Genomic DNA, 23,553 nt, shown 5'->3' with positions numbered 1-23,553 from the left:
GTGTGGAAAGCTGTGGGAAAGTAGTCTTCCGCGTATTCCGTATATCTTTGACTTATATGAAGTCGCACATTAATTCTAATTTTTTCGCTCGTTTCGTGGCACTCTTCACAGTTACAACAGTGTTTCACACGTATAAACGTGCATCAGTTTTTAAAACGTGCATACTTTGAATAACAAGTCAATGTAGTTATCGGAGCCTTCTTTATAAAGAGGGTGAAACTTTAAAAAAAATGCAGTCTAAGGAATTCTAAGCAATAAATTCAGCTGAATGTAATGAGCTAAACAAGAAATATATTGTCATAGCAGTATGAAATATTTGTATAATACTTAAAATTTCTTAGCATCCTATTTGATATGAAACTTTCTTTAATGCAATTGCTAGTGTCTTTCTTTTTTATTCTTGCCTAGAATATTACCGTACACAGTTTTCTAGTATAAATTTAGACTATTTACACTGAGAAAATGACTAGAAATGTTGTTTGAGGTAGTGAGTACTTTGAGTTGTGTTTAGTTTTTTTGCACACTCAGTCTAAGATAAGCAGCGAAACGCTGGGGTTACTGTTTTGCGTTAGTATTTATTATGAATGATGAGCATTCTAAGTTGAATTTCAAGATGCATTTAGGCATAACATTTCAGTTATGTGTAAAAAAGTGCTGATTAATTAACTGGTGACGCGGATTATAATACCCGAAATTGTGTTTCCGCTAATGCATACGGCCGGTCAGTATCAATAGTTATATAGTTTTCTAGCTTCAAATTAGCGTAATCGTACTAGCGTAGATATGGATAGCGTCCGAAATATTTCGTTATCATGCATCTTCTTATAGAAATCTAGAGTTTGCTATACCACTGGGTAATACCGGCTCGCTGCTAGTTAATGTTGTCATTATACGACAGTACTGAAAAAATACGTCTTTCGACCTAAATTTAGGAGGGCGGCCCACTTCCAAGCAGTGCGAGATACTAGGCTACATTACGATACGGTTACCGCTATAGAAATATAAGTTTTCAGTGTGCAAGTGTATATATGATTTCAGGATTAAACTCCTCCAAATTTAATATATACACGTCGACAGTAATATACAAGCATTGTGATAGAGAAGTGTAGAAGCAATCCTTTTCGTTCTACATGGCATATCCGCGCGATTCGAGCGGATATGCGAAAATTCTGCAATGTGCTCGTATATCACGTATCTGATGCAGATATAGGGGTGGATTCCGTTGTTGCAGTTGCACCTATCTCTTTTCCATCGACCAAGAGCTAAGCCTGCCCTCCGTGCTAATCAAGCAGATATATATCGGTAGCTATCATACGAATATCTATACACTTACACACAGAGGGAGCAGCGTATCGTACTGTCCGAGCTATGCTCGGAACGTAAGCGCGCTAGCAATATTGATTGCTTTGATGTGTTTCAAGTATCGACTATCATCGGCCAGCTCTAGATATATTCTGCTCTTTGTTAGAGCTGCGCTACTTCAGAGTGCGAGCGCTAGTTATCTTGTAGAGTCATGGCTTAGCTAGTAGACAACCTGTGGCACATGCGTAAGCAGCTTGAATATAATCGTTGAGATATAAATATGATAACTACGAAGTAGAAGGTAAAATTAAACTGGATATGAGCCTGCGGTCTGAAGGCGTTTAGTGCAGCGAACCCTGTCCATGTCGCATTTTCGTAGCAAACTGGCTGGCAGTCCTATCTGGCATCGGGGTAGCGTGGATATGGGCAATGCGCCATTCTCCGCGTTCATGTATCAGCACATAGGTCGAGAATACCATCATTGCGCGCTCGCTCTGATCGATTGGACGATGTGCCTCAGCAACTGTGTAGGCCACGGTACTCAGACTATCATGTACGCGAATGTCAACTGGCTCAATTGTCACACGTGATACTGTGAATTGTTTCGCTAGTCCATCTCGGATTTCGCTAAGGCCGTGCATGTGCGCACCATCCGCACAAATGTAGCTAGCAGATTCCTCGTCGATCCACAGGCTCATCGCATGATCCAGGTTCGCATCGGCAATAGCTTGGTAGTATGCATTGAGCACATCAGCTGCGGCATCGAAAATCCGGGCGAAACGTGGCATAGCGCGTCCGATGATGAGTTAGTTTTAGTGGTCTTTTCGTGAAAAGCGGAGCGAATCCTGGCATATTTTAAGTATTAGCGATTAGTATATGATGCAGGTCGCCGAATACCTGTTTAGCAGATAACTCTCGTAGGCAATTCATGTGGCCGAGTGGGCACTCGCGCGCGAAGCATGGACTACACTTAAGATGTAGCCATTGTACTTTCGCCAGTCCAGATAAGGGGGGGGTATGTCGCGGATCAGTTGACCCGTAGAGTGCAACAACTGGCCGGCGCAGTGCCGCGGCCACATGCATCAAGCCGGAGTCGTTGCTTACTACTGCGCTCGCGCTCATGACCAGCGCACAAGCTTCACCAAGTGACGTCTGGCCGCATAGGTTACGTACATTTGGCGCATGTTTCACGATAATCTGAGCAACTACTTGGTCCTGGGGTGACCCTAGCACAATAATCTGTATATATGGAAATGACTGGCTGATCATCCTAGCTAGTGCCGCAAAGTGCTCCGGCGGCCAGCGCTTTGCCGGCCCATATTCAGCGCCAGGACAGAACGCAATTAAGGGTACCCGCGTGTCGAGATTAAACCGGTTCGACACGCGGACCAGCTCGTTCAAATCAATATCTAAGTGAGGTTCCGGTAAATTGGCCGGCAGCTTTGCGCCCGGTGCGAAGGCGAGAGCTGCGTAATGCGGAACCATGAGGGTTCGCTCATCTCTAGGTGGATTTTGGTGTAGCACATTTAGCAGCATATAGCGTTTTTCGCCGGTATAGCCAATACGCAGTGGGATTCCAGAAAACCATAGAATCAGCGCTGATTTTAGTGAGTTTGGTAATACATAAGCTGCTTCATAGCCAGCTCCACGCAAAGTTCTTCCTAATTGACAGCGCTGCCACAGTTGCAGCTTGCCGTGTTTAAGGTTTGTCGAATAAATTGTGCGTATTTCTGGCATTCGCGCAAGTACCGGTGCCACCCATGCAGGTGCGACAGCATCGAGGACAACTTTGTGGTGTAGCTGCTTGAGCAGCATAAAGAATGGTTGAGCCATTAACACATCACCAATCCAATTGGGCGTGATTATTAGCGCACGGCGCATTGAGTTAAGAGTTCCAGTCAAAACGCTTCATCTGACCTTCAACTAGAGTCACTGGAAACGGGTCGATTATGGGAGAAACAATACAGAAGACGGCCTGTGCCAGTACCTTGCGGGCCTAGCACAATCTAATAGACTTTGTGCGCCTTGCTGTCGTTTAGCTTGTAACGCGTGCCGCAGTAAGGGCATCGAGCCACGCCATGCGTGACATCGATGAAAATACGTGGATGCGTGCTCCAGCGAGGCATCGTTCCATTCGGGCAACGAGCGGGGAGGTCTTTCGCACTCAGTTCAATCAGTGGCATTTCCTTCAGTTCGCTCATAGAAAAGACTTGATCTTAGATTAGAAAAAGGATGAATTTAGACTCGGGTCAGCAAGTACTCGTACTGTCTGTTATTGCCAGATACAATATCAAAGAACGTAGACTGAAGATTTTGAGTAACCGGTCCACGGCGACCAGAACCAATCTTACGATTATCAAGTTCGCGTATTGGCGTGACTTCGGCTGCAGTGCCTGTAAAGAACGCCTCATCCGCCGTATATACTTCGTCCCTCGTAATTCGCTTTTCAATGACTTCGATACCGGAGTCTTTCGCAAGCATAATAATTGTGTCACGTGTTATTCCATTTAGGCATGATGATAGGTCCGGCGTATAGAGCCTGCTATTATTAACGAGGAAGAAGTTCTCACCAGAGCCCTCAGACACGTAGCCGTCTACATCCAGAAGCAGCGCCTCGTCATATCCGTCAGCGACAGCCTCCTGGTTGGCGAGGATTGAGTTTACATACCATCCGGTAGCTTTAGCACGCACCATCGAAACATTAACGTGGTGGCGAGTGAATGATGAAGTTTTCACACGAATGCCGTTAGACTGTCCTTCATCACCAAGGTAGGCGCCCCACGGCCATGCTGCGATTGCGATATGAATTATATTACCCGTCGCCGAAATTCCGAGTTTACCAGAGCCGATCCAGATGATCGGGCGCAGGTAACACGACTGGAATCTGTTTTCTCGTACGACGTCTCGTTGTGCAGCAATAATCGTTTCTAGATCGAATGGCACATCCATCTGGAATATTTTCGCCGAGTTAAATAAACGCCTTGTATGCTCTTTTAATCGGAAGATCGCAGTACCCTGACTAGTTTGGTATGCACGTACTCCTTCGAATACACCCATACCATAGTGCAATGTGTGTGTCAGCACATGAATCTTCGCGTCGCACCAGTCGATAAGCTTGCCGTCCATCCAAATCTTGCCATCACGGTTGGCCATTGACATAGAGATTCTCCTCGCGGTACCTAGCGTTATACCGCCCGCACAAAACGTGCAACGGATCAGCCAAAGCATGTTATTTTAGCGCTAATTCTAGCCCTGACGCTCATACATCATAGCTCTCATAGATCTTATAGGGACTGCCGGTGTTTAATAGAGCGATTACTGATCATAAATGCGTGGATGAGAGGTCAAGCCAGTCATATAATCAGTGTTTTTACCTAAAGAGAGTCGCGCTGTAATAGCCGATCTTCAGCGCATTCTATTCCACTTAATTCACTGTTACCGCTATGTTCCAGCGTTTGTCCGATGTCGACCGCCGTGCTTTTATTGATGGCGTACGCACTTATGCACCAACTTTTACTGCAATGTTCTCCTGGGGGCTAGTGACCGGAATCGCGATGAGCAAGTCTGTTCTTACAGTAACGCAAGCATTAGGGATGTCTCTACTCGTGTATGCTGGTTCCTCGCAACTGGCTGTATTACCTTTGCTTGCTGCAAAGTTACCAACATGGACTGTTCTGCTAACTGCAGCAATGGTTAATACGCGCTTTATCGTATTTAGTGCTGGTCTGGCGCCTCATTTTTCTTACCTATCAATGCCGCGTCGTCTACTACTAGGCTACTTTAATGTAGACGTGCTCTACCTATTATTCCAGACACGCGATTTCGGTACCGGGTATAGGCCCGGTAAAGAGGCGTTTTTCTGGGGTATGGCGGTGCCAAGCTGGATTGTATGGCAAATATCTTCGATCATCGGTATTTTACTTGCAAGATTTTTTCCAGACAACTGGGGCTTAAGCTTAGCAGGCACACTCGCATTAATCCCAATTATGGTTTCAGCAATTATTAGTCGTTCTACGCTAGTAGCCGTTGTTATTGCAGCGATCGTCGCACTCGCCAGCAGCAGTATGCCATATCGCTTATCACTGCCTTTAGCAATTCTGGCCGCGTTACTCGCCGGGATCATCAGCGACATCTATGTTCACAATAGATCGGCGAAAACATTGAGGTGCAATAGGCGGAGGGAAGGAGCACCGCAATGAGCTCAACTGATATTTGGTTTGCGATCGTCGGCATGATGATCGTTACCGGACTAACTCGTACCGCTTTCCTCTTGGGTGGCAAGCGTACTGTATTACCAGAGCGCGTGCTACGTGTGTTGCGCTATGCGCCTGCGGCAGCGCTAATTGCAGTTGTCGTTCCAGATGTTGTTATGACGCCGAAAGGGCTATCGTTTGGGTTTGATAATTATGCGTGGTATGGCACTGTCGCAGGCATGCTGTGGTTTCTATGGCGCCGAAGTATGGTTCAAACAATTATTATCGGGATGCTGGTTTTTACCGCGCTGCGGTTAGGATAGTCCTGATTGGCTAACTTGCTATCTGATTTAGGCTGGGGTGATATTTTTTAGGGATTAGGTCATCCAGTACTATTAATAATTTTGCCGCAACTTCGAAAACTTCGATTGTGTTATGCAGCGCTATAGTATGACCTACTTTAGTGAGCCTCACGGGTATGGTATTTTTCTTGCCTAGCGAGTTTACCGAATTCACATCACATAATAGTAAGAAGCGGGCGTTTTACTGTTTGTGTGTTGTATTTTATGTCTCCTTAATTTCGCCAAGCTAACCTCATGACTCAAGTGCTGCGTTTAACCGACCTCATTGTAGACGGAAAGCTCTACGGCCAGCGTGTGTTCATCCGCGCCGATCTAAACGTGCCAAAAAATGATGCAGGCAGCATCACCGAGGACACCCGAATTCGCTTATCAGTTCCAGCGGTCCGCCAGACGCTCGATGCCGGAGCAGCAGTAATGGTGACATCGCATCTAGGCCGACCCATGGAGGGTCAATTCAAGCCGGAAGATTCTCTCGCACCCGTAGCAAAGCGCATGGGCGAGTTGCTCGGCTGCAATATACCGCTAGTGACGAACTGGGTTGAGCGTGGTGTGAGCGTGTCGCCTGGCAATGTCGTGCTACTCGAAAATTGTCGCGTCAACCCGGGCGAAAAGAAGAATTCCGACGAGCTTGCTAAAAAGATGGCTGCACTGTGCGAAGTCTATGTTAATGATGCGTTTGGTGCCGCACATCGTGTAGAGGCAACCACATGCGGAATTGCAAAGTACGCGAAGCTTGCATGCGCTGGTCCGCTTCTTATGGCGGAACTGAGTGCGCTAGGCAAGGCGCTTAGCAATCCGAAACATCCATTAGTAGCAATTGTAGCAGGCTCAAAAGTTTCGACGAAACTAATCATTCTCAAGTCTCTTGTTGAAAAGGTCGACCAACTCATCGTTGGTGGAGGCATTGCGAATACGTTTATGCGAGCTGCTGGCCTGCCGATCGGAAAATCGCTAGCTGAATTAGATTTAGTTGCTGAGAGCAAAGCGATCATCAGCTCGGCAAATTCCCGAGGAGCATCGGTGTTGATTCCAAGTGATGTAGTAACTGCAAAGACCTGCGCGTTGAGTTCTAAGGCAAGGATCAAGGCGTCAGGCGAGATAGACGACGACGATATGATTTTGGACATTGGTCCGAAGACCGTAGCGACGATGACCGCGCAGCTAGAAAAAGCCAGAACTATCGTGTGGAATGGGCCTGTTGGCGTATTTGAATTCGATCAGTTTGGAAACGGCACGAAGATGATTGCGCAGGCCATCGCGCAATCGGAGGCATTCTCTATTGCTGGAGGTGGCGATACACTTGCGGCAATTGTAAAGTATGGTATTTATGACAAAGTTAGTTATATCTCAAGCGGTGGAGGAGCTTTCCTTAAGTTTCTCGAGGGACAGACACTGCCTGCAGTCCAAGTACTGCAAAGTCACGCACAGGCTCGAACAGCTAGTTAGTAAACAGTTTCGCGCCTATCTTTGCAAAACTCACCGACAATACACAGTATAGCGGTAAGACTCTCCTAGCTTGAGAAGCGACACATAGCGACGTTGCACCGATATTCCGTCTACTCCAGTTAATCGCCTCCGTAGAGCAGTACTTTCATTCAGTCGAGGAGACTTATGCATCGCGCCACCAAGATTGTTGCCACTATCGGCCCCGCTTCGAGTTCACCAGATATCTTGTCTCAAATGATTGCAGCAGGGCTAGATGTTGTACGGCTGAATTTCTCTCACGGCGTTGCTGCTGATCATCGCCAGAGTGCTGATTTTGTTCGGGAAGCTGCGCGCCAAGCAGGTCGTGAACTAGCGATCATGGCAGATCTACAAGGTCCGAAAATTCGCGTGGGTAAGTTTAAGAATGGCCGCGTAATGCTCGGCTCTGGTGCAACGTTCGTACTTGATTCCGCCTGTGAATTGGGTAACGAGGAGCGCGTAGGCCTGGACTATAAAGATCTGCTGCGCGATTTGCGGGTCGGCGATATCTTACGGTTGAACGATGGGCTAATTGTATTGATCGTGCAACGAGTGATCGGCACTGAAATCCACACAATCGTGAAAGTTGGCGGCGAATTATCGAATAACAAAGGCATTAACCGTCAGGGCGGTGGCCTGTCCGCGCCTGCGCTGACGGCGAAAGACATGGAAGATATACATACTGCCATGGCTATTAGGGCGGATCTAATTGCCGTGTCATTCCCAAAAAATGCGGCAGATATGGAGATGGCGCGACAGCTTGCGAATATCGCTGGTGCACCGTATGGGCACAAGCCAAAGATGATTGCTAAAATCGAGCGTGCTGAGGCAATCCCATTATTACAGGAGATTCTCGAGGCATCGGATGGCATTATGGTAGCGCGCGGCGATCTAGCGGTAGAAGTTGGTAACGCAGTAGTGCCAGCGCTGCAAAAACGCATGATTCGGATGGCTCGGGAGGCGAATAAAACCGTGATTACCGCGACGCAGATGATGGAGTCGATGATACAAAATCCAATCCCGACGCGGGCAGAAGTTTCGGACGTAGCTAACGCGGTGTTAGATGGTACTGATGCGGTGATGTTATCCGCGGAGACCGCGGCTGGTCGGTATCCGGTCGAGACAATCAAGACAATGGCGACCATCTGCCTGGAAGCAGAGAAGTCTGAGCATATCGAGTTAGATAAAAACTTTCTAGATCGTACGTTTTCCCGCATCGACCAGTCAATTGCGATGGGGGCGTTATTTACCGCGTTCCACCTTGACGCTAAGGCCATTATTGTGCTAACCGAGTCAGGTGCAACCGCGTTATGGATGAGCCGATATTGGTCGCATGTGCCGATCTATGCACTGACGCCGTGTGTAGCGAGCGAGCGGATGATGGCGCTCTATCGAAACGTGGTGCCACTACATTTGAAATCGAGCCTCGATCGCGATACAGCCCTACAGCAGTCGATTGAGGTTCTAGTGAAGAATGGCTATGTAGTGCACGGCGATATTGTTGTGCTAACTATAGGGGGACCGATAGGACAGGCTGGCGGTACTAATACGCTTAAAATCGTTAAGATCGGCGATGTTATATAAAGTTTCTACAGCTGAACGTCTTCTGACGATATACATAATAAAATCGACAACCGGCCGCTACAGCGCTCGCTCTTAGGTGAGACCATGCGACGTTCGGGCTAACATTGTCAGTTGCGAGAAGAATGCTAATTAAAGGAGTGAAATATGCCTCTTGTATCGATGCGCCAACTGTTAGATCACGCAGCTGAAAATTGTTATGGATTGCCCGCGTTTAACGTCAATAATCTTGAGCAGGTGCAGGCAATCATGATGGCCGCGGATGAAGCGAATGCGCCAGTGATTATGCAGGCGTCAGCAGGTGCGCGCGAATATGCGGGTGAAGCGTTTTTGCGTCACTTAGTTATGGCAGCAGTTGAGTGTTATCCGCATCTACCGATCGCGATGCATCGGGACCATGCGCAGTCGCCAGCAGATTGTATAACTGCAATCTGTAGCGGCTTTACTAGCGTAATGATGGACGGTTCGCTGCAGGCAGATGGTAAAACTATCGCTACTTATGAATATAACGTCGAGGTGTCGCGACAGGTGATCGAATTTTCGCACGCGATCGGCGTAACGGTTGAGGCTGAACTCGGCATACTTGGTTCTCTTGAAACGATGAGAGGAGACCAAGAAGATGGACACGGTGCAGAAAAGATAATGACCCGTGAGCAACTGCTAACCAACGTCGAGCAGGCGGCTGAATTTGTTCGCGCGACGCAGTGCGATGCGCTAGCTATCGCAATCGGTACCTCCCATGGAGCCTATAAGTTTACGAAGAAACCAACCGGCGATATTCTAGCCATCGATCGCATTAGGGAAATCCATGCACGGATTCCGAACACGCATCTAGTAATGCACGGCTCGTCGTCAGTGCCGCAGGAGCTGCTAGCAGAGATCCGAAGGTTTGGCGGAAATATAAAAGAAACATATGGAGTGCCGGTCGAGGAAATCCAAGAGGGCATCAAGCATGGTGTTCGCAAGATTAATATTGATACAGACCTACGACTAGCGATTACTAGTGCAATACGCTCATATCTCGCCGAGAACCCAAGTAAGTTCGACCCACGCGACTACCTAAAGTTAGCCCGTACAGCGGCTAAGAAGATGTGCTTGGAGCGCTATAAACAGTTCGGTTGCGAAGGGCAAGCCGGCAAGATTAAACCATTGCCACTTAGCAAGGTTGCTGAGCAATATAGGTCTGGCGTTCTCGCTCAAGTGGTGTACTAATTTATTAGCGCCTTAGTAGGCACATATAGACGTTCCGCACACTGTAGATAATACAAGCCGTTCCTAGATTGCCGTGGAATAGATTTTCCCGATTTATGGTACTTAACGATGCCTTCTGTTCTCTATCAGTCGACACTAAAATCGCTACCGCTGTTAGGTCGCGGTAAAGTTCGCGATAGTTACGTGCTCGATGATAACAGGTTATTAATTGTAACAACAGATCGTATATCAGCATTCGATGTCATCATGGGTGAGCCAATTCCAGGAAAGGGCCACGTGTTGAACAAAATGGCCAATTTCTGGTTTGATAGGCTTGCTCACGTAGTACCGAACCACTTGATCGATATGGCTCCAGAAAATATTGTTACCCTTGACGAGGTGTCTCAAGTTGCAGGCCGTTCAGTAGTAGTACGGCGCTTACGGCCGATCCTAGTAGAGGCGGTTGTGCGTGGCTACCTTGCTGGCGGTAGCTGGAAAGCTTATCAGGCTAGCGGCTCAGTGTGCGGTATTTTGTTACCGGAAGGCTTACAAAACGCGCAACGGCTTCCAGAGGCAATCTTTACGCCAGCAATAAAAGCAAGCATCGGTTATCACGATGAAAACATCACATTTTCTGAGCTTGAGCGGCATATTGGCACTAAGCTAGCTGCGCGCATTCGCGATATTAGCATCTTGCTATACAAAGTGGCATCAGACTACGCGGCTACCCATGGAATCATTATTGCTGATACTAAATTTGAGTTCGGGCTTGATAGAGACGGGAACCTATACGTGATCGATGAGATATTAACTGCCGATTCGTCACGATTTTGGCCTATAGAGGAATACCAAGTCGGTATTAATCCGCCGTCATTCGATAAACAGTTTGTCCGCGATTGGCTGGAAGCACAGTCGTGGAATAAGTCACCACCGGCACCTAAGCTCCCACATGAGGTGGTTGAAAAAACCGCGCTGAAATATCTTGAAGCTCTTCGGCGGCTTACAGGTAGCTCTTCAGCGGCTCACAGGTCAGCCACTGCATAGATAATAGAAGTGCGTAATGAGTAAAGTTGAGCAGCAAGAAAAACAACTAGCACAGCCTGGCGATCCGCATAGTCACCCGAATCCACTGGTAAGTGTAGTTATGGGGTCGTTATCGGATTGGGACACAATGCGGCATGCCGTAGCGATACTACAAGAGTTCGATGTGCCCTATGAAGCACGCGTAGTATCCGCGCACCGAATGCCAGATGAGATGTTCGATTATGCGCAGGCCGCGTGTACACGCGGCCTGCGGGCCATTATTGCGGGTGCAGGTGCTGCTGCCCACCTACCCGGGATGCTTGCAGCTAAGACGATAGTGCCCATACTTGGAGTACCAGTGGCTGGTAAGTACCTGCAGGGAGTAGATTCATTGCACTCAATTGTGCAGATGCCAAAAGGTGTGCCGGTCGCAACGTTCGCAATCGGTAGTGCTGGCGCGGCCAATGCTGCATTATTCGCTGTTGCATTGTTTGCGAGCGCAGGCAACGTTGGCGCGGATGACTTTGCGTCTAAACTCGCAATGTTTCGCATACGGCAGAATGACGCCGCACGTAAGATAGTGCTGCCAGTAGATTAGCAGCTCATTTCAGAGGCTATATTTCTGCCCTCATTGTTTAAATAACATGATAGATGTTTTCGTTCCCGTAGAAACAAGTGTACCCGCGACAGCGAATACCTATTCGCTCAAATTCAGTAAACCGGCGTATCCGCGATCGCCGATTATGCCAGGTTCATGGTTAGGTATGCTTGGCGGTGGTCAACTAGGTCGGATGTTCTGTTTTTCTGCGCAGTCGATGGGTTACCGTGTCGCCGTGTTAGATCCGGAGATTACTTGTCCGGCAAGCGGCGTTGCAGATCGCTATCTTTGCGCGGAGTATCATGATCGTGAGGCGCTTGCTGAAATGGCGAGTCTGTGCGCAGCAGTGTCGACTGAGTTCGAGAATGTACCAGCTGACAGCCTAGATTGGCTAGCGCGTACAACCTGTGTGAGCCCGTCCGCACAGTGTGTTGCTATTGCGCAGGACCGTATCGCTGAGAAGCGTTGGATCGCGCAAGCTGGTGTTCCTGTTACACCACATATAGTAATCGAGTCGTCAGTCGTGCTACAGACTATCTCTAATGCCGTGCTAGCAGCGGTTCTACCGGGCATTCTGAAGACCGCACGTTTCGGCTACGATGGCAAACGGCAAATAAGCGTGTGCAATCTTGACGAGTTGCGCGCTGCCCATATAGCACTAGGTAGCGTTGCATGCGTACTCGAGCGGCGGCTGCTGTTTGCGTATGAAGTTTCGACTGTTGTCGCACGCGGCGTGGATCGAACAACAGTATTATTTCCGGTCACGCAGAATATTCATTCTGATAGAATTCTGTTGCAGACAATCTCACCGGCGCCAATTGCGGATTCAGCACTTATCGAACGAGTGCGATCTGCAGCGCTGTCAATTGCAGCAAAACTAGATTATGTTGGCGTACTTTGTGTAGAGTTTTTTGTATTACAAGATGGCTCGCTGGTGGCTAATGAAATAGCGCCTCGGCCGCACAATTCAGGCCACTATACAATCGATGCATGCGTGTCGAACCAATTCGAGCAGCAAGTGTTTGCAATGAGCGGAATGCCATTAGGCTGCCCACGCCAGCATTCTCCTGCAGTTATGCTAAATTTACTTGGCGATGTATGGTTTGTAAACAAGAGACTGTGCGTTCCACCCTGGCACAAGGTGGCTGCGATACCTGGCGCACATCTACACCTGTATGCAAAGGAAGAAGCCCGTGCCGGGCGTAAGATGGGCCATCTAACGCTAACTGCACCAACATTGCAGGAAGCCTGGTTATCTGCGCGTGATTGCGCACGCCTTTTACATATCTTACTCGAATGAGTGCTGGGAAACGCAACAACGAGCACAGTACTCCACCGTCTCCAACGGCCATCAATGCTGCTGTGCGTCACTTACTTGCCGGTGAACTAGTTGCATTCCCGACTGAGACGGTGTATGGGTTGGGTGCAGATGCCCGTAATTCACAGGCTGTAGCACGCATCTATGCAACCAAAGGTCGACCTGATACTCATCCTGTTATCATCCATTTAGCACCGGGTGATGATCCTAGTATCTGGGTCCGCACGCTAGACCGGGATGCGCGCCGCCTGATCGATACGTTTTGGCCGGGGCCATTAACGTTGATCTTGAAGCGGGCTAATACGATTTCGGATTTGGTGAGCGGTGGACAAGATTCGATCGGATTGCGATGTCCAGCGCATCCAGTAGCTCAGGCGTTGCTACGCACATTCTCCGACCTGCAAAACGGGTATGGTATCGTGGCGGCACCGTCTGCGAACAAGTTTGGTTATGTGAGCCCGACAACCGCGCAGCATGTGCGCGATGAGTTTCACAACAGTGTACATGTACTAGATGGCGGAACATGTGATATTGGCATCGAGTCAACGATTATTGATTTGTCGCGTGGTTTTCCGGTATTGCTACGCCCCGGGCGGATCACATTGCAACAAATCGCATCTGTACTAGGTACAGTACCACAGCTTCCTAATAATATTGGTATGATGACGCCTCGTACATCGGGGATGCTAAAATCTCATTATGCACCACGCACGCCGCTTGTGTTGCTGTCGGGCGAGGAAATTCCATACGAGGTAGCCTCCCATGCATCACATGAACGACTAGCGGTTATTGCTCGATCTGGCACGCTACCAACTGAGATATTACGTGTGCGACCCAACTTGCAGTTCGTCGCTGCACCTCATAATCCACTTGAATATGCGCGAGAACTATATCGAATATTACGCCAACTTGACGGCGCGGACTTACTGCTAATTCTTATTGAGCTATTGCCAGCCAGCGCTGAATGGGTGGCAGTTAACGACCGCCTGCAGCATGCGGCAGCGGCATTCAAGGTGGGGTGTCTAATATAATTAGACACGATCCATCGATTTAAACATGTAGTTTACAACTATCTATGATATTGCTTCTTGATACTGCAGTAGAGCTAATTTAGCGGACAGCACTTTCCCGCATGCGGAAGGCAACGCAAATGCGTTGCCACATATTTTTTTTGATCCTTCCTTGCATATCTTTTTTATATACCCCATAGTATATAACGCCAGATTAGCTACGAGCAGCAGAATAATGTCGGATAGTATCCAAACCCTCTGATGATTCTGTGCCGTCGACGCCAGCAATAGGTAATGACGCGATAAAAGCTTTCGCGACAGGGCTAGCGCTAGCTGCCACGAGTAGCTTAGCCATCGACGCCGCGCTGATGTGCTCGTTGCGCGATAAACCGGAACCATTATTTAATTGTAGCTCAGGCATTGCAATACCGTTCTTAGCTAGAAATTAGCGAATTACTTGTGCACTGCGTATTGGCATAGATAGTACCGGTTGAATAGGTATGAGCAGAATATTCGATATAATCGGATACGATCCGACTGCGCCAATCGAGAGAAATAGATTGCGAGCTATTGTGTTATTTGGCAGCTTATTAATATCGTTCACGATTGTCGAGAGTTTTATTCCGTAATAAGTAGCTACTGAATCCGCGTTAGTGGGCGTTACACCCTCTGCACTTTACCGCTGAAGGTGCCTCCAGTTTTTTCCATAGTATTAAGAAACTACTGGAAAAAGCTTGAGTGATCCAGCACAGCTATATTGACAGTGCACTCGCCACAGCGCATTGAATAATTACTGCTAAATACTGCTGGCACCACACCTTGTGAAATCGGCTTGATAGTTGGAATAGCACTTTTTGGCATAGCGATACACGTACCGCGTGTCTTGTGCAACTAGTTAACAATCTTCAGTTATGCAAGTTTTGGTGTCATATTGATAGTTATCTTATTGTTCAGAGACGGGTGTAGCCTAAATGAGAGTGACTTGAACACATACAACAGAGGATCAGGGCCGACGTTATACGGCGAGTCAGTATTGTTGTCAAAATCTGGAAAGTCGATTGTAAATTTATCAAACCATTGCTTATTTAGAACAAGATCGCCGTGGAGTGCAGTTATGCCTTGTTGTTTATGAATTTTATTGACTAGGTCGATCAATTCTTCTGATATAAGCTTTGGATCACCGGTTCCTTGGATGTACAGGTTACCGTGCAGCACACCGGAGGTGTCAATGGTACTATCTCGATAAGTGCTTGTACGCTACCGATAAATTTGCTATATGTTATACAGCGTTATATGAACTGCATTATCAGTGTTACTCTGCAAAGTATTATATTGGCTGCTTACGTTCGGGGGTGAACTAGCTCGCCCGGCGAATACCGGGCAATGATGTACATGCGGTTATTACACGGGAAGTAGGTAAGACTGCTCTCGATACAATCTCGTGGGCCCACATTAACTGAGCTATCGCTTGAGTCTAGGCATATATGACGCACTTGTATATCTATATAATGCTCGAGCTCTCTTAATCGCCGCCGAATAATAGAATGAAGGCACTATAATAATTATATTATAGTAGTGCTTTAATAGAGAATATAGTATATATGTTTCTATAAAACACTTTATCACAATCGTTAGAAGCATCATACTCCTCGCTATAATGCCAAGACAACGTAATTTATCCTTACTTAGAGGAAATTAAAACAGTGTTATTAGGAGGAGGTAGTATCCACAATTATTCGATACACCTCGTTGCATAGCTGACTACATTTCTTTTTAGGTCGACTAAATGAGAAGATTTAAGCAGATATTGGTACGTACTGAATGTGTAACTAGGTGCATTGAGCGTTGCCACATAGATTGCGCAGCTCGGATACAGATGATAAGTGTGTTTAGTACGAGATCAAACACATCGATGGCTACCCAGTGTGGTATTACAAATAACGGAAGCGTACGCTAATAGACAAAAAGTTGAGGGCTGACTTTAGTTTATCATAGAGAGCGACACCACCGAACTAACAAGCTCACTCCGTAGACAATAGAGGATAACGTAGTAATCCAGAAACTCGTCGGAAAATCGGTATAGAACGCTAGTGTGATGCCGATCCATGCTTGTGTAAGTGCGAGTAGGGCTGCGCTTGCAATTCCGGTGCTAATTCGTGTGGTGAGATTCTGAGCAGCAGCGGCAGGTCCTACCATTAGCGTAGATACGAGCAAAACCCCGACGATTTGTGTGCATTGTGCGATCGCGATGCCGACTATTGCTAGAAACAGAACGGATATAGTTCGTAAAGATACGCCTTTGGCTTCAGCTAACTCAGGCTGCAAGCTTGAGAAAATTAATGGTCGGGCGATTGCCGTCAATGCAGAAAAGACTAGCAATGCTAGCCAGGCGAGTGACATGAGTACGCTGCTACTAACGCCTAGCACATTACCAAATAGCAGCATAGTAACCTGCGTTGCATAGGCGGTGAAGAAATGCAAAAACAGCAAGCCAGCGCCAAGCGATAATGATAACGTCATACCGATAGCGACATCTCGCCCAGATAGGCGATCACCGAGTGCGCCCATCACAATACCAGCTACCACGGTAAAACCGATCATGCCCCAGAGCGGTGAAATGCCGAGTAGTGCTGCGCCAGTGGCACCGGTGAAGCCGACATGTGATAGAGCATGTCCCGCAAAGGTTTGTTGACGCATTACCAAAAAAAAACCGACAATACCGGAAACAATCGCGACGATGCCAGATGCAGCAAATGCGTTAATCATGAACTCATATTCAAACATTGTATGTTCCGTGGCACGTGGAGGCGGCAGTTCTTAGGCTGGCGTCCCATCAAAAGATAATTATGGTTTAGGTCTGGAGCAGAACTATGCTAATGACTATAGTTGATGGTCAGCTTCGTGCGCGTGATCATGCTTTTCGACTTCTATACTTCCAGACATCACAAAGATCCGTTTACCTAGTTGCATAACGTCGATCGGCGAGCCATATAGTCGTGACAGTATTGATGGTGTGATAACTTCATCGACGGTGCCGAGCGCGGCATAACCGTTTCCTAAGTAGAGTACACGGTCGATTGCGTTTAGCAGTGGATTAAGTTCATGAGCGCTAAACAGCACGGTGATTCCTAATTGGCGTTGTACTCGACGAACCAACTCAACGACGCTGGCTTGGTGGTTTGGATCTAAGCTGATTAGTGGTTCATCCAGCAACAGTAGTTGAGGCTGGCCAAGCAGGCATTGCGCAAGGAGCAAGCGCTGGCGTTCACCGCCAGACAATTCAGTGAGCGGTCGATTGGCTAGATCCGACGCATCAACGATTGCCAGCGCATGGTCCATCGCTCGGCGTATACGACTTCGGGCTAGCGTAACTCCCCAGCGGTGCCCATCAACTGCACATGTGACAAAGTTTCGGCCGGACAGACGGTGCGCTGTCGATATGCTACGCCCCTGCGGCATGTAGCCGATCAGGGCATTACCGTGTGTGACGGGACGACCAAGTACACGTAGTGTACCGCGAACATTAGGAACTAGCCCGAGAAGTGCACGCATGAGCGTAGTTTTTCCAGCACCGTTTGGGCCTAGTACGCCAATGAACTCACCATTGTTTACCGTGAAGCTAGCAGTGTCGAGTAAGCGGCGTGGGCCCAATTCGAGGGTGACACCATCTAGCTCAATTGCTGGGTTAGTCATTTCACCTGTCCGCGTAATGCTTTCTCCAAGGCATTGAGTTGTTCTAGCATCCATTGCTGGTACGTTTTACCGTCTGGCTCCGTTTCAGTGACACGCACTGTCGGCACATGTAACTGATGAGCAATCTTTAGCATCTGTTGGGTCGACGTGTCGCTAGCCTGGCTATTATAAATCAGCACTTTTACTTTCCTCATTCTTAAGTCGCGCTCGAAAGAGGCAACATCAGCAGCGCTGGGCTCCGTCTCATTCATTGTCGACATTTGAAAACGCTTATTGCGCATTTCTAAGCCAATAGCCTCAGCCATGTAGGTAAATACCGGTTCCGTCGCAGTTACCGGCGTGCCTTGATAATATTGTTTTAATACTGAAATTTTCTCATTAATTGGTTTTAGTGAGTCAATAAATTGAGTTAACCGAATAACATAGTCGGCTTTATGTACCGGATCCGCTTGTATGAGGAACCCACTAATTGCACGCGCCATTGCTAGCATAGTTGTAGGCAGATACCACAGATGCGGATTATCGCCTGGTTTCTTGCCGACCAGCTCGGCAGCGACGATTTCTGTGCGAGGATGGCAGTTTGTATGTGAACTGGTGAGTAGTTTGGGTAACCATGCGTTATAGTTCGCACCATTATAGACGACTAGCTGTGCGGAAGCGCGCGCTCGCGCAGCCTTGGCACTAGGCTCAAACAGGTGCGGATCTTGGTTCGGGTTACTCAGTATGCTGGTAACCGATACATACGGGCCGCCGAGCGCTCGAACTAGTTCGCCATAAAAGTTCTCGGCCGCGACAACTTGGATTATCTTGTAGGGTTGAATGTATTCTGACGTAGCGGCGCGTATCGGAATATAGAGAGCGATCAATGCAGTAATGATCGCGATAAGGCTTTTCATCAAACAGCTCCGGATAACACCGCACCGCGGCTAACCGCGAGCATAATTGTCACACGACAGTAAATAATATAACATAACATCGAATACGATTATGTCGTATAAGATAACATTCAACGTATGCTATTTATCCTTGCATTAGAAGTGTGGCCTGCATCTTTTTGCAGGGACGTTGAGGATGAATAAAATGATAGCTTCTACTATCGTCTAATGCATGCAAACGATTCTTTCTATATCCCATCTCTCGAAAATCTATGCTTCTGGATTTCGAGCATTACACGATATCAACCTCGATATCTGGCGTGGCGAAATCTTCGCACTACTTGGACCAAACGGCGCAGGCAAAACAACGCTTATTAGTATCATCTGTGGTATCGTTAATCCAACTTCGGGTTGCGTGACAGTCGACGGCTATGACATCATTGCTGATTATCGTGCCGCGCGTTCAACCATTGGGTTATTGCCGCAGGAGTTAACTACCGATACATTCGAATCAGTATGGGGTACGGTTTCATTCAGCCGCGGCTTGTTCGGCAAGCCGGCTAATCCTGTGCACATCGAAAAAGTACTCAAGGCACTATCGCTCTGGGATAAAAAAGATAACGAGATACGGACACTGTCCGGCGGCATGAAGCGGCGCGTAATGATTGCTAAAGCATTGTCGCACGAGCCGCGTATATTATTCTTAGATGAGCCGACCGCTGGCGTAGACGTCGAATTACGGCGCGATATGTGGCGACTCGTTCGCTCGTTGCGAGACAGCGGCGTGACAATTATCCTGACTACGCACTATATTGATGAGGCCGAGGAAATGGCTGATCGTATTGGTGTAATTCGCAACGGAGAGATCATCCTGGTCGATCAGAAAACCGAGTTAATGCGTAAGCTTGGCAAAAAGCAACTCACGCTGCAGCTATACGCGCCGCTTCATTGTATTCCGCAGAAGCTTATTGCATATCGGCTTGAGCTAGTACGCGGTGGAAATGAGCTAATCTACACCTATGACAAACGTGCCGAGCACGCTGGCATCATTGAGTTACTGCGTGCACTGGATGACGCAAATATTGCCTTTAAAGACTTGCAGACGACGCAAAGTTCACTAGAAGATATCTTTGTGAACCTCATGAAAGAGCGCCGAGAACCGTCACTACAGGAAGCGCTCCGATGAATATGTATGCAATCCGTGCGATCTACCGTTTCGAAATGGCGCGTACTCGGCGTACGCTGATGCAAAGTATCGTATCGCCGGTAATTTCAACGTCGCTGTATTTTATTGTATTCGGCGCAGCTATTGGCTCGCGCATTCAAAATGTCAATGGCGTGAGCTACGGTACATTCATTGTGCCCGGACTTATCATGCTATCGTTGCTCACGCAAAGCATCTCGAATGCTTCATTCGGCATCTATTTTCCCCGCTTCACGGGGACGATCTATGAGCTATTATCCGCGCCGGTCTCATATATTGAGATCGTAATTGGCTATGTCGGCGCAGCTACAACAAAATCGGTCATGCTAGGTCTGATTATTTTTGCGACGGCCCACTTTTTTGTGCCGGTCCAGATTAATCATCCGGGTTTTATGCTGTTATTTCTGCTGCTAACCGCATTTACGTTCGCGCTGTTAGGTTTTATTATCGGCGTGTGGGCCGATAATTTCGAGAAGTTACAGATTGTGCCGTTGCTAATCATTACACCGTTAACGTTTCTTGGTGGCAGCTTTTATTCAATTGACATGCTACCGCCATTTTGGCGAATGGTAGCATTATTTAATCCAATCGTGTATCTGGTCAGTGGATTTCGGTGGAGTTTCCAGGCTGAGGCCGAGGTAAATATTGGAGTCTGCCTTGGGGTAACAGTTTCATGCTTAGCGCTATTTATAGTAACAGTCGCATGGATTTTTAGAACTGGATACCGCTTGAAGGGATAAATGTATTAAGATAAACCTTGCATGTTTCATAATAGTAATTAGCGGCTATAAATATGTATTACCCCAGAAATGAAAAGTAGCTAGATCAACTGTATGTTGCGATGCTTATACGCTACGCTACTAGCGCTAGGTTAAGCCTTACGCACAACACCAAGTTTGTGTTATAGAGATTTCGGTAGCTCCCAACATAGTTGAACATAATAAAGGAAGCTACCACTGAGACAGTCAACGATTTAACCAAAAAAATCTGAGAATCTGTTTCTTAAACGCTGCGTACCGCGCATGCGGCAAAACCTTCTTAGATAACTGAATCCCAGGGCGCAGAAAGCCGCATCGCACAGTTAATAATTCCGACCATTGAGTAGGTCTGCGGAAAGTTTCCCCACATCTCGCCTGTGACTGGATGTGTGTCCTCTGATAGTAATCCGAGATGGTTGCGTGCCGCTAACATTGCTTCGAAGATTGCACGCGCTTCTTCACGACGATCGATTCTAGCTAGTGCGTCGATGCGCCAAAATGTGCAAATGTTGAAGGCAGTTTCTGGCTTGCCAAAGTCGTCTGGTGCCTCATATCGCCGCATATAGGGCCCATCACATAGCGAGTGCTCGAGTGCCTCGACAGTAGATACGAAGCGTGGATCTTTCGGGTGAATTATGTTGACTTCGGCCATCAACAGCACGCTCGCGTCTAGATCTTGACCGCCGACACTTTCAGCAAATGCGCCCCGCGCCTCGTTCCAGGAGTTATTAAGCAGGTATTCCCGGATTTCGTCAGCACGTCTCCGCCATAGCATCCCGCGATCAGGCAGACCAAGCGTATATGCAATCTTTGCAAGCCGGTCACAAGCAGCCCAGTTCATTAGTACTGACGAGGTATGGATACGAGCACGTGAGCGTAGCTCCCACATGCCAGCATCCGGTTTTGTATAAATGCGGTAGGCATTCTCGCCGACAGCCTCCAAGCTTTCGAACTCGAAGAAACCAGCTGGACGTATTAGACGTCGGTCATGGAAAGCCTGTGTGGCACCCAGGATGATATTGCCATACACATCGTGCTGGAAATGCTCGTGTGCCTGGTTTCCTACGCGCACCGGCCCTTGGTCTCGGTATCCGCCCAGATGCTCAATGATTGACTCTGGTAGGGATTCTTCTAAGCCAATGCCATACAGTGGTTTAATATGTCCGCCCTGAGAGCGCAATACAATGTTACGCAGCCAGCATAGATAGTCCTCCATAGTTCCGACTTCAGATAGGCTGTTCAGCGCACGTACAACAAAAAATGCATCACGCAGCCAACAATAGCGGTAGTCCCAATTACGGCTGCTGCTCGGTGCTTCTGGAATGCTAGTAGTCATTGCGGCGATAATCGCACCAGTATCCTCGAACAATGACAGCTTAAGTGTAATCGCTGCGCGTATCACTGCATCTTGCCACTCTAGTGGTATTGCAAGCCGGCCAGTCCACGTGCGCCAGTACTGAATTGTATCCTGCTCGAAGTCGCGCGCGTTGGTCTCAATACCCGCAGAAAGCGTTTCATCTGGCCCAAGGATGAAATTAGCCTCGCGATCAAGAAGGAACTGCTGTTCCGCAACGATGTAAGATAATGGCGCATCAGTTGTGAGACGAAGCGTCTGTGCGGGTCCAACATAGCGGATGTGATGACTGCCGTGTGTAATCCCCGGCGGGAGCCGGCCCCAGTCAAAACGCGGTCGTAGTCGTAGTGTGATGCGAACTGCGCTTTGCAGTGGCTTCACACGGCGCACGATTGTCGTGGGGCGAAAATAACGCCCGCGTGCGTGGAAACGCGGAGCGAAGTCAGTGATCTCGATACCTTGTCCGTTCGTATCATATAGACGTGTTCGCAGTACGGCGGTGTTTGGCTCATAGAATTGTTCACTACGTGCATAGTTTTCTAGTTCAAGGCTCCACAGGCCGGCATGGTCTGAAGTGTCAATTAGTGCGTTGAAAATTGGATCGCCATCAAAACGCGGCAGGCAGCTCCAGACAATAGAGCCCATCTTATCAATCAGCGCACTGAATGCACAATTACCGATAACGCCGACATCCAGTGAACGATGGAAAGCAGGATAAGGTGGGGGTGTCGTCTTGGATGACTCAGTGGGAAACAAGATCATCGTGAAATATCTCGGCGTTCTAAGTTGGAATTAAGTAGGGTGCATCTACAGCGCATAACATGCAGTCTGCACCAGCTTCCCGGTGTCTCGCAAGACTGATATAGCTAGTCGATTTTGCAATCAATATTAGCAATCGCAATATAGACCGTGATATGCAGATTATGAAAGCGTTGCTAACCATAAGTGATGGGGCGCGCTGATCATGCAGCACGCCGAGTGTGCTGTTTCCATATTCCTTGCTGACTATCATGGCCAGGTCATCCGGAAAAATTCGTATTTGTGTAGATAGATCATCTCCGGTATAACTAGCTATCCTGGTTGTCTCGATGAATCGAGAGGTTGAGGCCGTGCTTGGCGCGGTATGCATATATCTAGCTGTTACTAACGCTGTATCAGTCGGTCACTAAAAAAAGAAGGGATGTTTTGACTTTGCGACATCGGATACGGACCGCTTGCGCGGTCTTCCAGATTAGGTCGACCGAGTCAAGGACCAGACTTTTGACGCACTGCACATCATATGACTGCAGCAATTGGAGCTGAGCTTTTTCCACAATTATAATCCACCAGCGGCTTGATCACTGCATCATGAAACGCTCATGAATTCTGAATGAAGTTTACGCATACTATGTCCAACACTACCAGATTCTGGTAGTGTTGGACATAGTATGCGTTGTTGAACGCTATAACTTTGCCATATCTTAGTTAAATAACCAAAAATATCCGTACGTGACGACTATCTACTCCGGCAGATCGATGATTATATAAGCCGGATTTAAGCTAAGCAAAACGAGCCAATAATATTCGAAATAGCACTAAAAGATTTTTTAATAGCCATAATGTATATGTAAGAGCAGCTAGCGATTTG

General features: G+C 47.8%; 21 protein-coding genes. 11 read left to right on the top strand and 10 right to left on the bottom strand.

Annotated elements, in window-relative coordinates; all coding sequences use genetic code 11:
- Window positions 1-1,643 precede the first annotated feature (1,643 nt).
- The 4 genes from GJV44_RS03575 to GJV44_RS03560 form a co-directional block, all read right to left on the bottom strand.
- Entirely contained in the window at window positions 1,644-2,090 is a 447-nt protein-coding gene (locus tag GJV44_RS03575; protein ID WP_226806372.1) for a nuclear transport factor 2 family protein, read from the bottom strand.
- Between the two features lie 67 nt (window positions 2,091-2,157).
- Window positions 2,158-3,183, bottom strand: coding sequence for a lipopolysaccharide heptosyltransferase II (gene waaF, locus GJV44_RS03570; protein WP_226806910.1), 1,026 nt, complete (start codon window positions 3,181-3,183; stop codon window positions 2,158-2,160).
- Between the two features lie 125 nt (window positions 3,184-3,308).
- The gene (locus GJV44_RS03565; protein WP_226806371.1) at window positions 3,309-3,503 is read right to left on the bottom strand and encodes a zinc-finger domain-containing protein; all 195 of its coding nucleotides are present in this window, start codon (window positions 3,501-3,503) and stop codon (window positions 3,309-3,311) included.
- 37 nt (window positions 3,504-3,540) lie between these two features.
- Window positions 3,541-4,461, bottom strand: a complete 921-nt coding sequence (locus tag GJV44_RS03560) for a branched-chain amino acid transaminase (RefSeq protein ID WP_226806909.1) — start codon at window positions 4,459-4,461, stop codon at window positions 3,541-3,543.
- 284 nt (window positions 4,462-4,745) lie between these two features.
- Between GJV44_RS03560 and GJV44_RS03555 the strand changes: the two genes are divergently transcribed.
- The 9 genes from GJV44_RS03555 (at window position 4,746) to GJV44_RS03515 (ending at window position 14,063) form a co-directional block, all read left to right on the top strand.
- The gene (locus GJV44_RS03555) at window positions 4,746-5,501 is read left to right on the top strand and encodes an AzlC family ABC transporter permease (protein ID WP_226806370.1); all 756 of its coding nucleotides are present in this window, start codon (window positions 4,746-4,748) and stop codon (window positions 5,499-5,501) included.
- Window positions 5,498-5,818, top strand: coding sequence for an AzlD domain-containing protein (locus GJV44_RS03550; protein ID WP_226806369.1), 321 nt, complete (start codon window positions 5,498-5,500; stop codon window positions 5,816-5,818). Before GJV44_RS03555 ends, GJV44_RS03550 begins: the two co-directional genes overlap by 4 nt.
- A 273-nt stretch (window positions 5,819-6,091) precedes the next feature.
- Window positions 6,092-7,303 (top strand): phosphoglycerate kinase, encoded by a 1,212-nt coding sequence (locus GJV44_RS03545; protein WP_226806368.1) that lies wholly within the window; start codon window positions 6,092-6,094, stop codon window positions 7,301-7,303.
- Window positions 7,304-7,468: 165 nt separating this feature from the next.
- Window positions 7,469-8,905, top strand: a complete 1,437-nt coding sequence (gene pyk / locus GJV44_RS03540; protein WP_226806367.1) for a pyruvate kinase — start codon at window positions 7,469-7,471, stop codon at window positions 8,903-8,905.
- Window positions 8,906-9,049: 144 nt separating this feature from the next.
- Window positions 9,050-10,114, top strand: coding sequence for a class II fructose-bisphosphate aldolase (gene fba, locus GJV44_RS03535; protein WP_226806366.1), 1,065 nt, complete (start codon window positions 9,050-9,052; stop codon window positions 10,112-10,114).
- A 108-nt stretch (window positions 10,115-10,222) separates the two neighbouring features.
- Complete coding sequence (locus GJV44_RS03530; RefSeq protein WP_226806365.1) at window positions 10,223-11,137, top strand: phosphoribosylaminoimidazolesuccinocarboxamide synthase; 915 nt, start codon at window positions 10,223-10,225, stop codon at window positions 11,135-11,137.
- Between the two features lie 16 nt (window positions 11,138-11,153).
- Complete coding sequence (gene purE, locus GJV44_RS03525; RefSeq protein ID WP_226806364.1) at window positions 11,154-11,714, top strand: 5-(carboxyamino)imidazole ribonucleotide mutase; 561 nt, start codon at window positions 11,154-11,156, stop codon at window positions 11,712-11,714.
- Window positions 11,715-11,859: 145 nt separating this feature from the next.
- Window positions 11,860-13,014, top strand: coding sequence for a 5-(carboxyamino)imidazole ribonucleotide synthase (locus tag GJV44_RS03520; RefSeq protein WP_226806363.1), 1,155 nt, complete (start codon window positions 11,860-11,862; stop codon window positions 13,012-13,014).
- Window positions 13,011-14,063, top strand: coding sequence for an L-threonylcarbamoyladenylate synthase (locus GJV44_RS03515; RefSeq protein ID WP_226806362.1), 1,053 nt, complete (start codon window positions 13,011-13,013; stop codon window positions 14,061-14,063). The genes GJV44_RS03520 and GJV44_RS03515 overlap by 4 nt, the downstream gene beginning before the upstream one ends.
- 193 nt (window positions 14,064-14,256) lie before the next feature.
- Here the strand turns inward: GJV44_RS03515 and GJV44_RS03510 are convergent, their stop codons facing one another.
- From GJV44_RS03510 to GJV44_RS03490, 5 genes are all read right to left on the bottom strand, one after another.
- Window positions 14,257-14,463 (bottom strand): D-alanyl-D-alanine carboxypeptidase, encoded by a 207-nt coding sequence (locus GJV44_RS03510; protein ID WP_239025379.1) that lies wholly within the window; start codon window positions 14,461-14,463, stop codon window positions 14,257-14,259.
- 488 nt (window positions 14,464-14,951) lie between these two features.
- Complete coding sequence (locus GJV44_RS03505; RefSeq protein ID WP_239025378.1) at window positions 14,952-15,257, bottom strand: D-alanyl-D-alanine carboxypeptidase; 306 nt, start codon at window positions 15,255-15,257, stop codon at window positions 14,952-14,954.
- A 774-nt stretch (window positions 15,258-16,031) separates the two neighbouring features.
- Window positions 16,032-16,826: a metal ABC transporter permease gene (locus tag GJV44_RS03500; RefSeq protein ID WP_226806361.1), complete on the bottom strand. Its 795-nt coding sequence runs from the start codon at window positions 16,824-16,826 to the stop codon at window positions 16,032-16,034.
- A 96-nt stretch (window positions 16,827-16,922) separates the two neighbouring features.
- Window positions 16,923-17,735 (bottom strand): metal ABC transporter ATP-binding protein, encoded by an 813-nt coding sequence (locus GJV44_RS03495; protein WP_226806360.1) that lies wholly within the window; start codon window positions 17,733-17,735, stop codon window positions 16,923-16,925.
- Window positions 17,732-18,631, bottom strand: coding sequence for a metal ABC transporter solute-binding protein, Zn/Mn family (locus GJV44_RS03490; RefSeq protein WP_226806359.1), 900 nt, complete (start codon window positions 18,629-18,631; stop codon window positions 17,732-17,734). The genes GJV44_RS03495 and GJV44_RS03490 overlap by 4 nt, the downstream gene beginning before the upstream one ends.
- A 211-nt stretch (window positions 18,632-18,842) precedes the next feature.
- On the opposite strand from GJV44_RS03490, the gene GJV44_RS03485 reads away from it, so the two are divergent.
- Window positions 18,843-19,796, top strand: a complete 954-nt coding sequence (locus tag GJV44_RS03485) for an ABC transporter ATP-binding protein (RefSeq protein WP_226806358.1) — start codon at window positions 18,843-18,845, stop codon at window positions 19,794-19,796.
- Window positions 19,793-20,554: an ABC transporter permease gene (locus GJV44_RS03480; protein WP_226806357.1), complete on the top strand. Its 762-nt coding sequence runs from the start codon at window positions 19,793-19,795 to the stop codon at window positions 20,552-20,554. The genes GJV44_RS03485 and GJV44_RS03480 overlap by 4 nt, the downstream gene beginning before the upstream one ends.
- Window positions 20,555-20,852: 298 nt before the next feature.
- On the opposite strand, the gene GJV44_RS03475 is transcribed toward GJV44_RS03480, so the two are convergent.
- Window positions 20,853-22,688, bottom strand: a complete 1,836-nt coding sequence (locus GJV44_RS03475) for a glycoside hydrolase family 15 protein (protein ID WP_226806356.1) — start codon at window positions 22,686-22,688, stop codon at window positions 20,853-20,855.
- Window positions 22,689-23,553 lie beyond the last annotated feature (865 nt).

This window comes from Candidatus Vallotiella adelgis, assembly GCF_020541305.1.
In the GTDB taxonomy this organism is placed as follows: Bacteria; Pseudomonadota; Gammaproteobacteria; order Burkholderiales; family Burkholderiaceae; genus Mycetohabitans; species Mycetohabitans adelgis.
The sequence above is the reverse complement of the archived record's forward strand: the minus strand, read 5'-3'. Positions and strand labels throughout refer to the sequence as shown.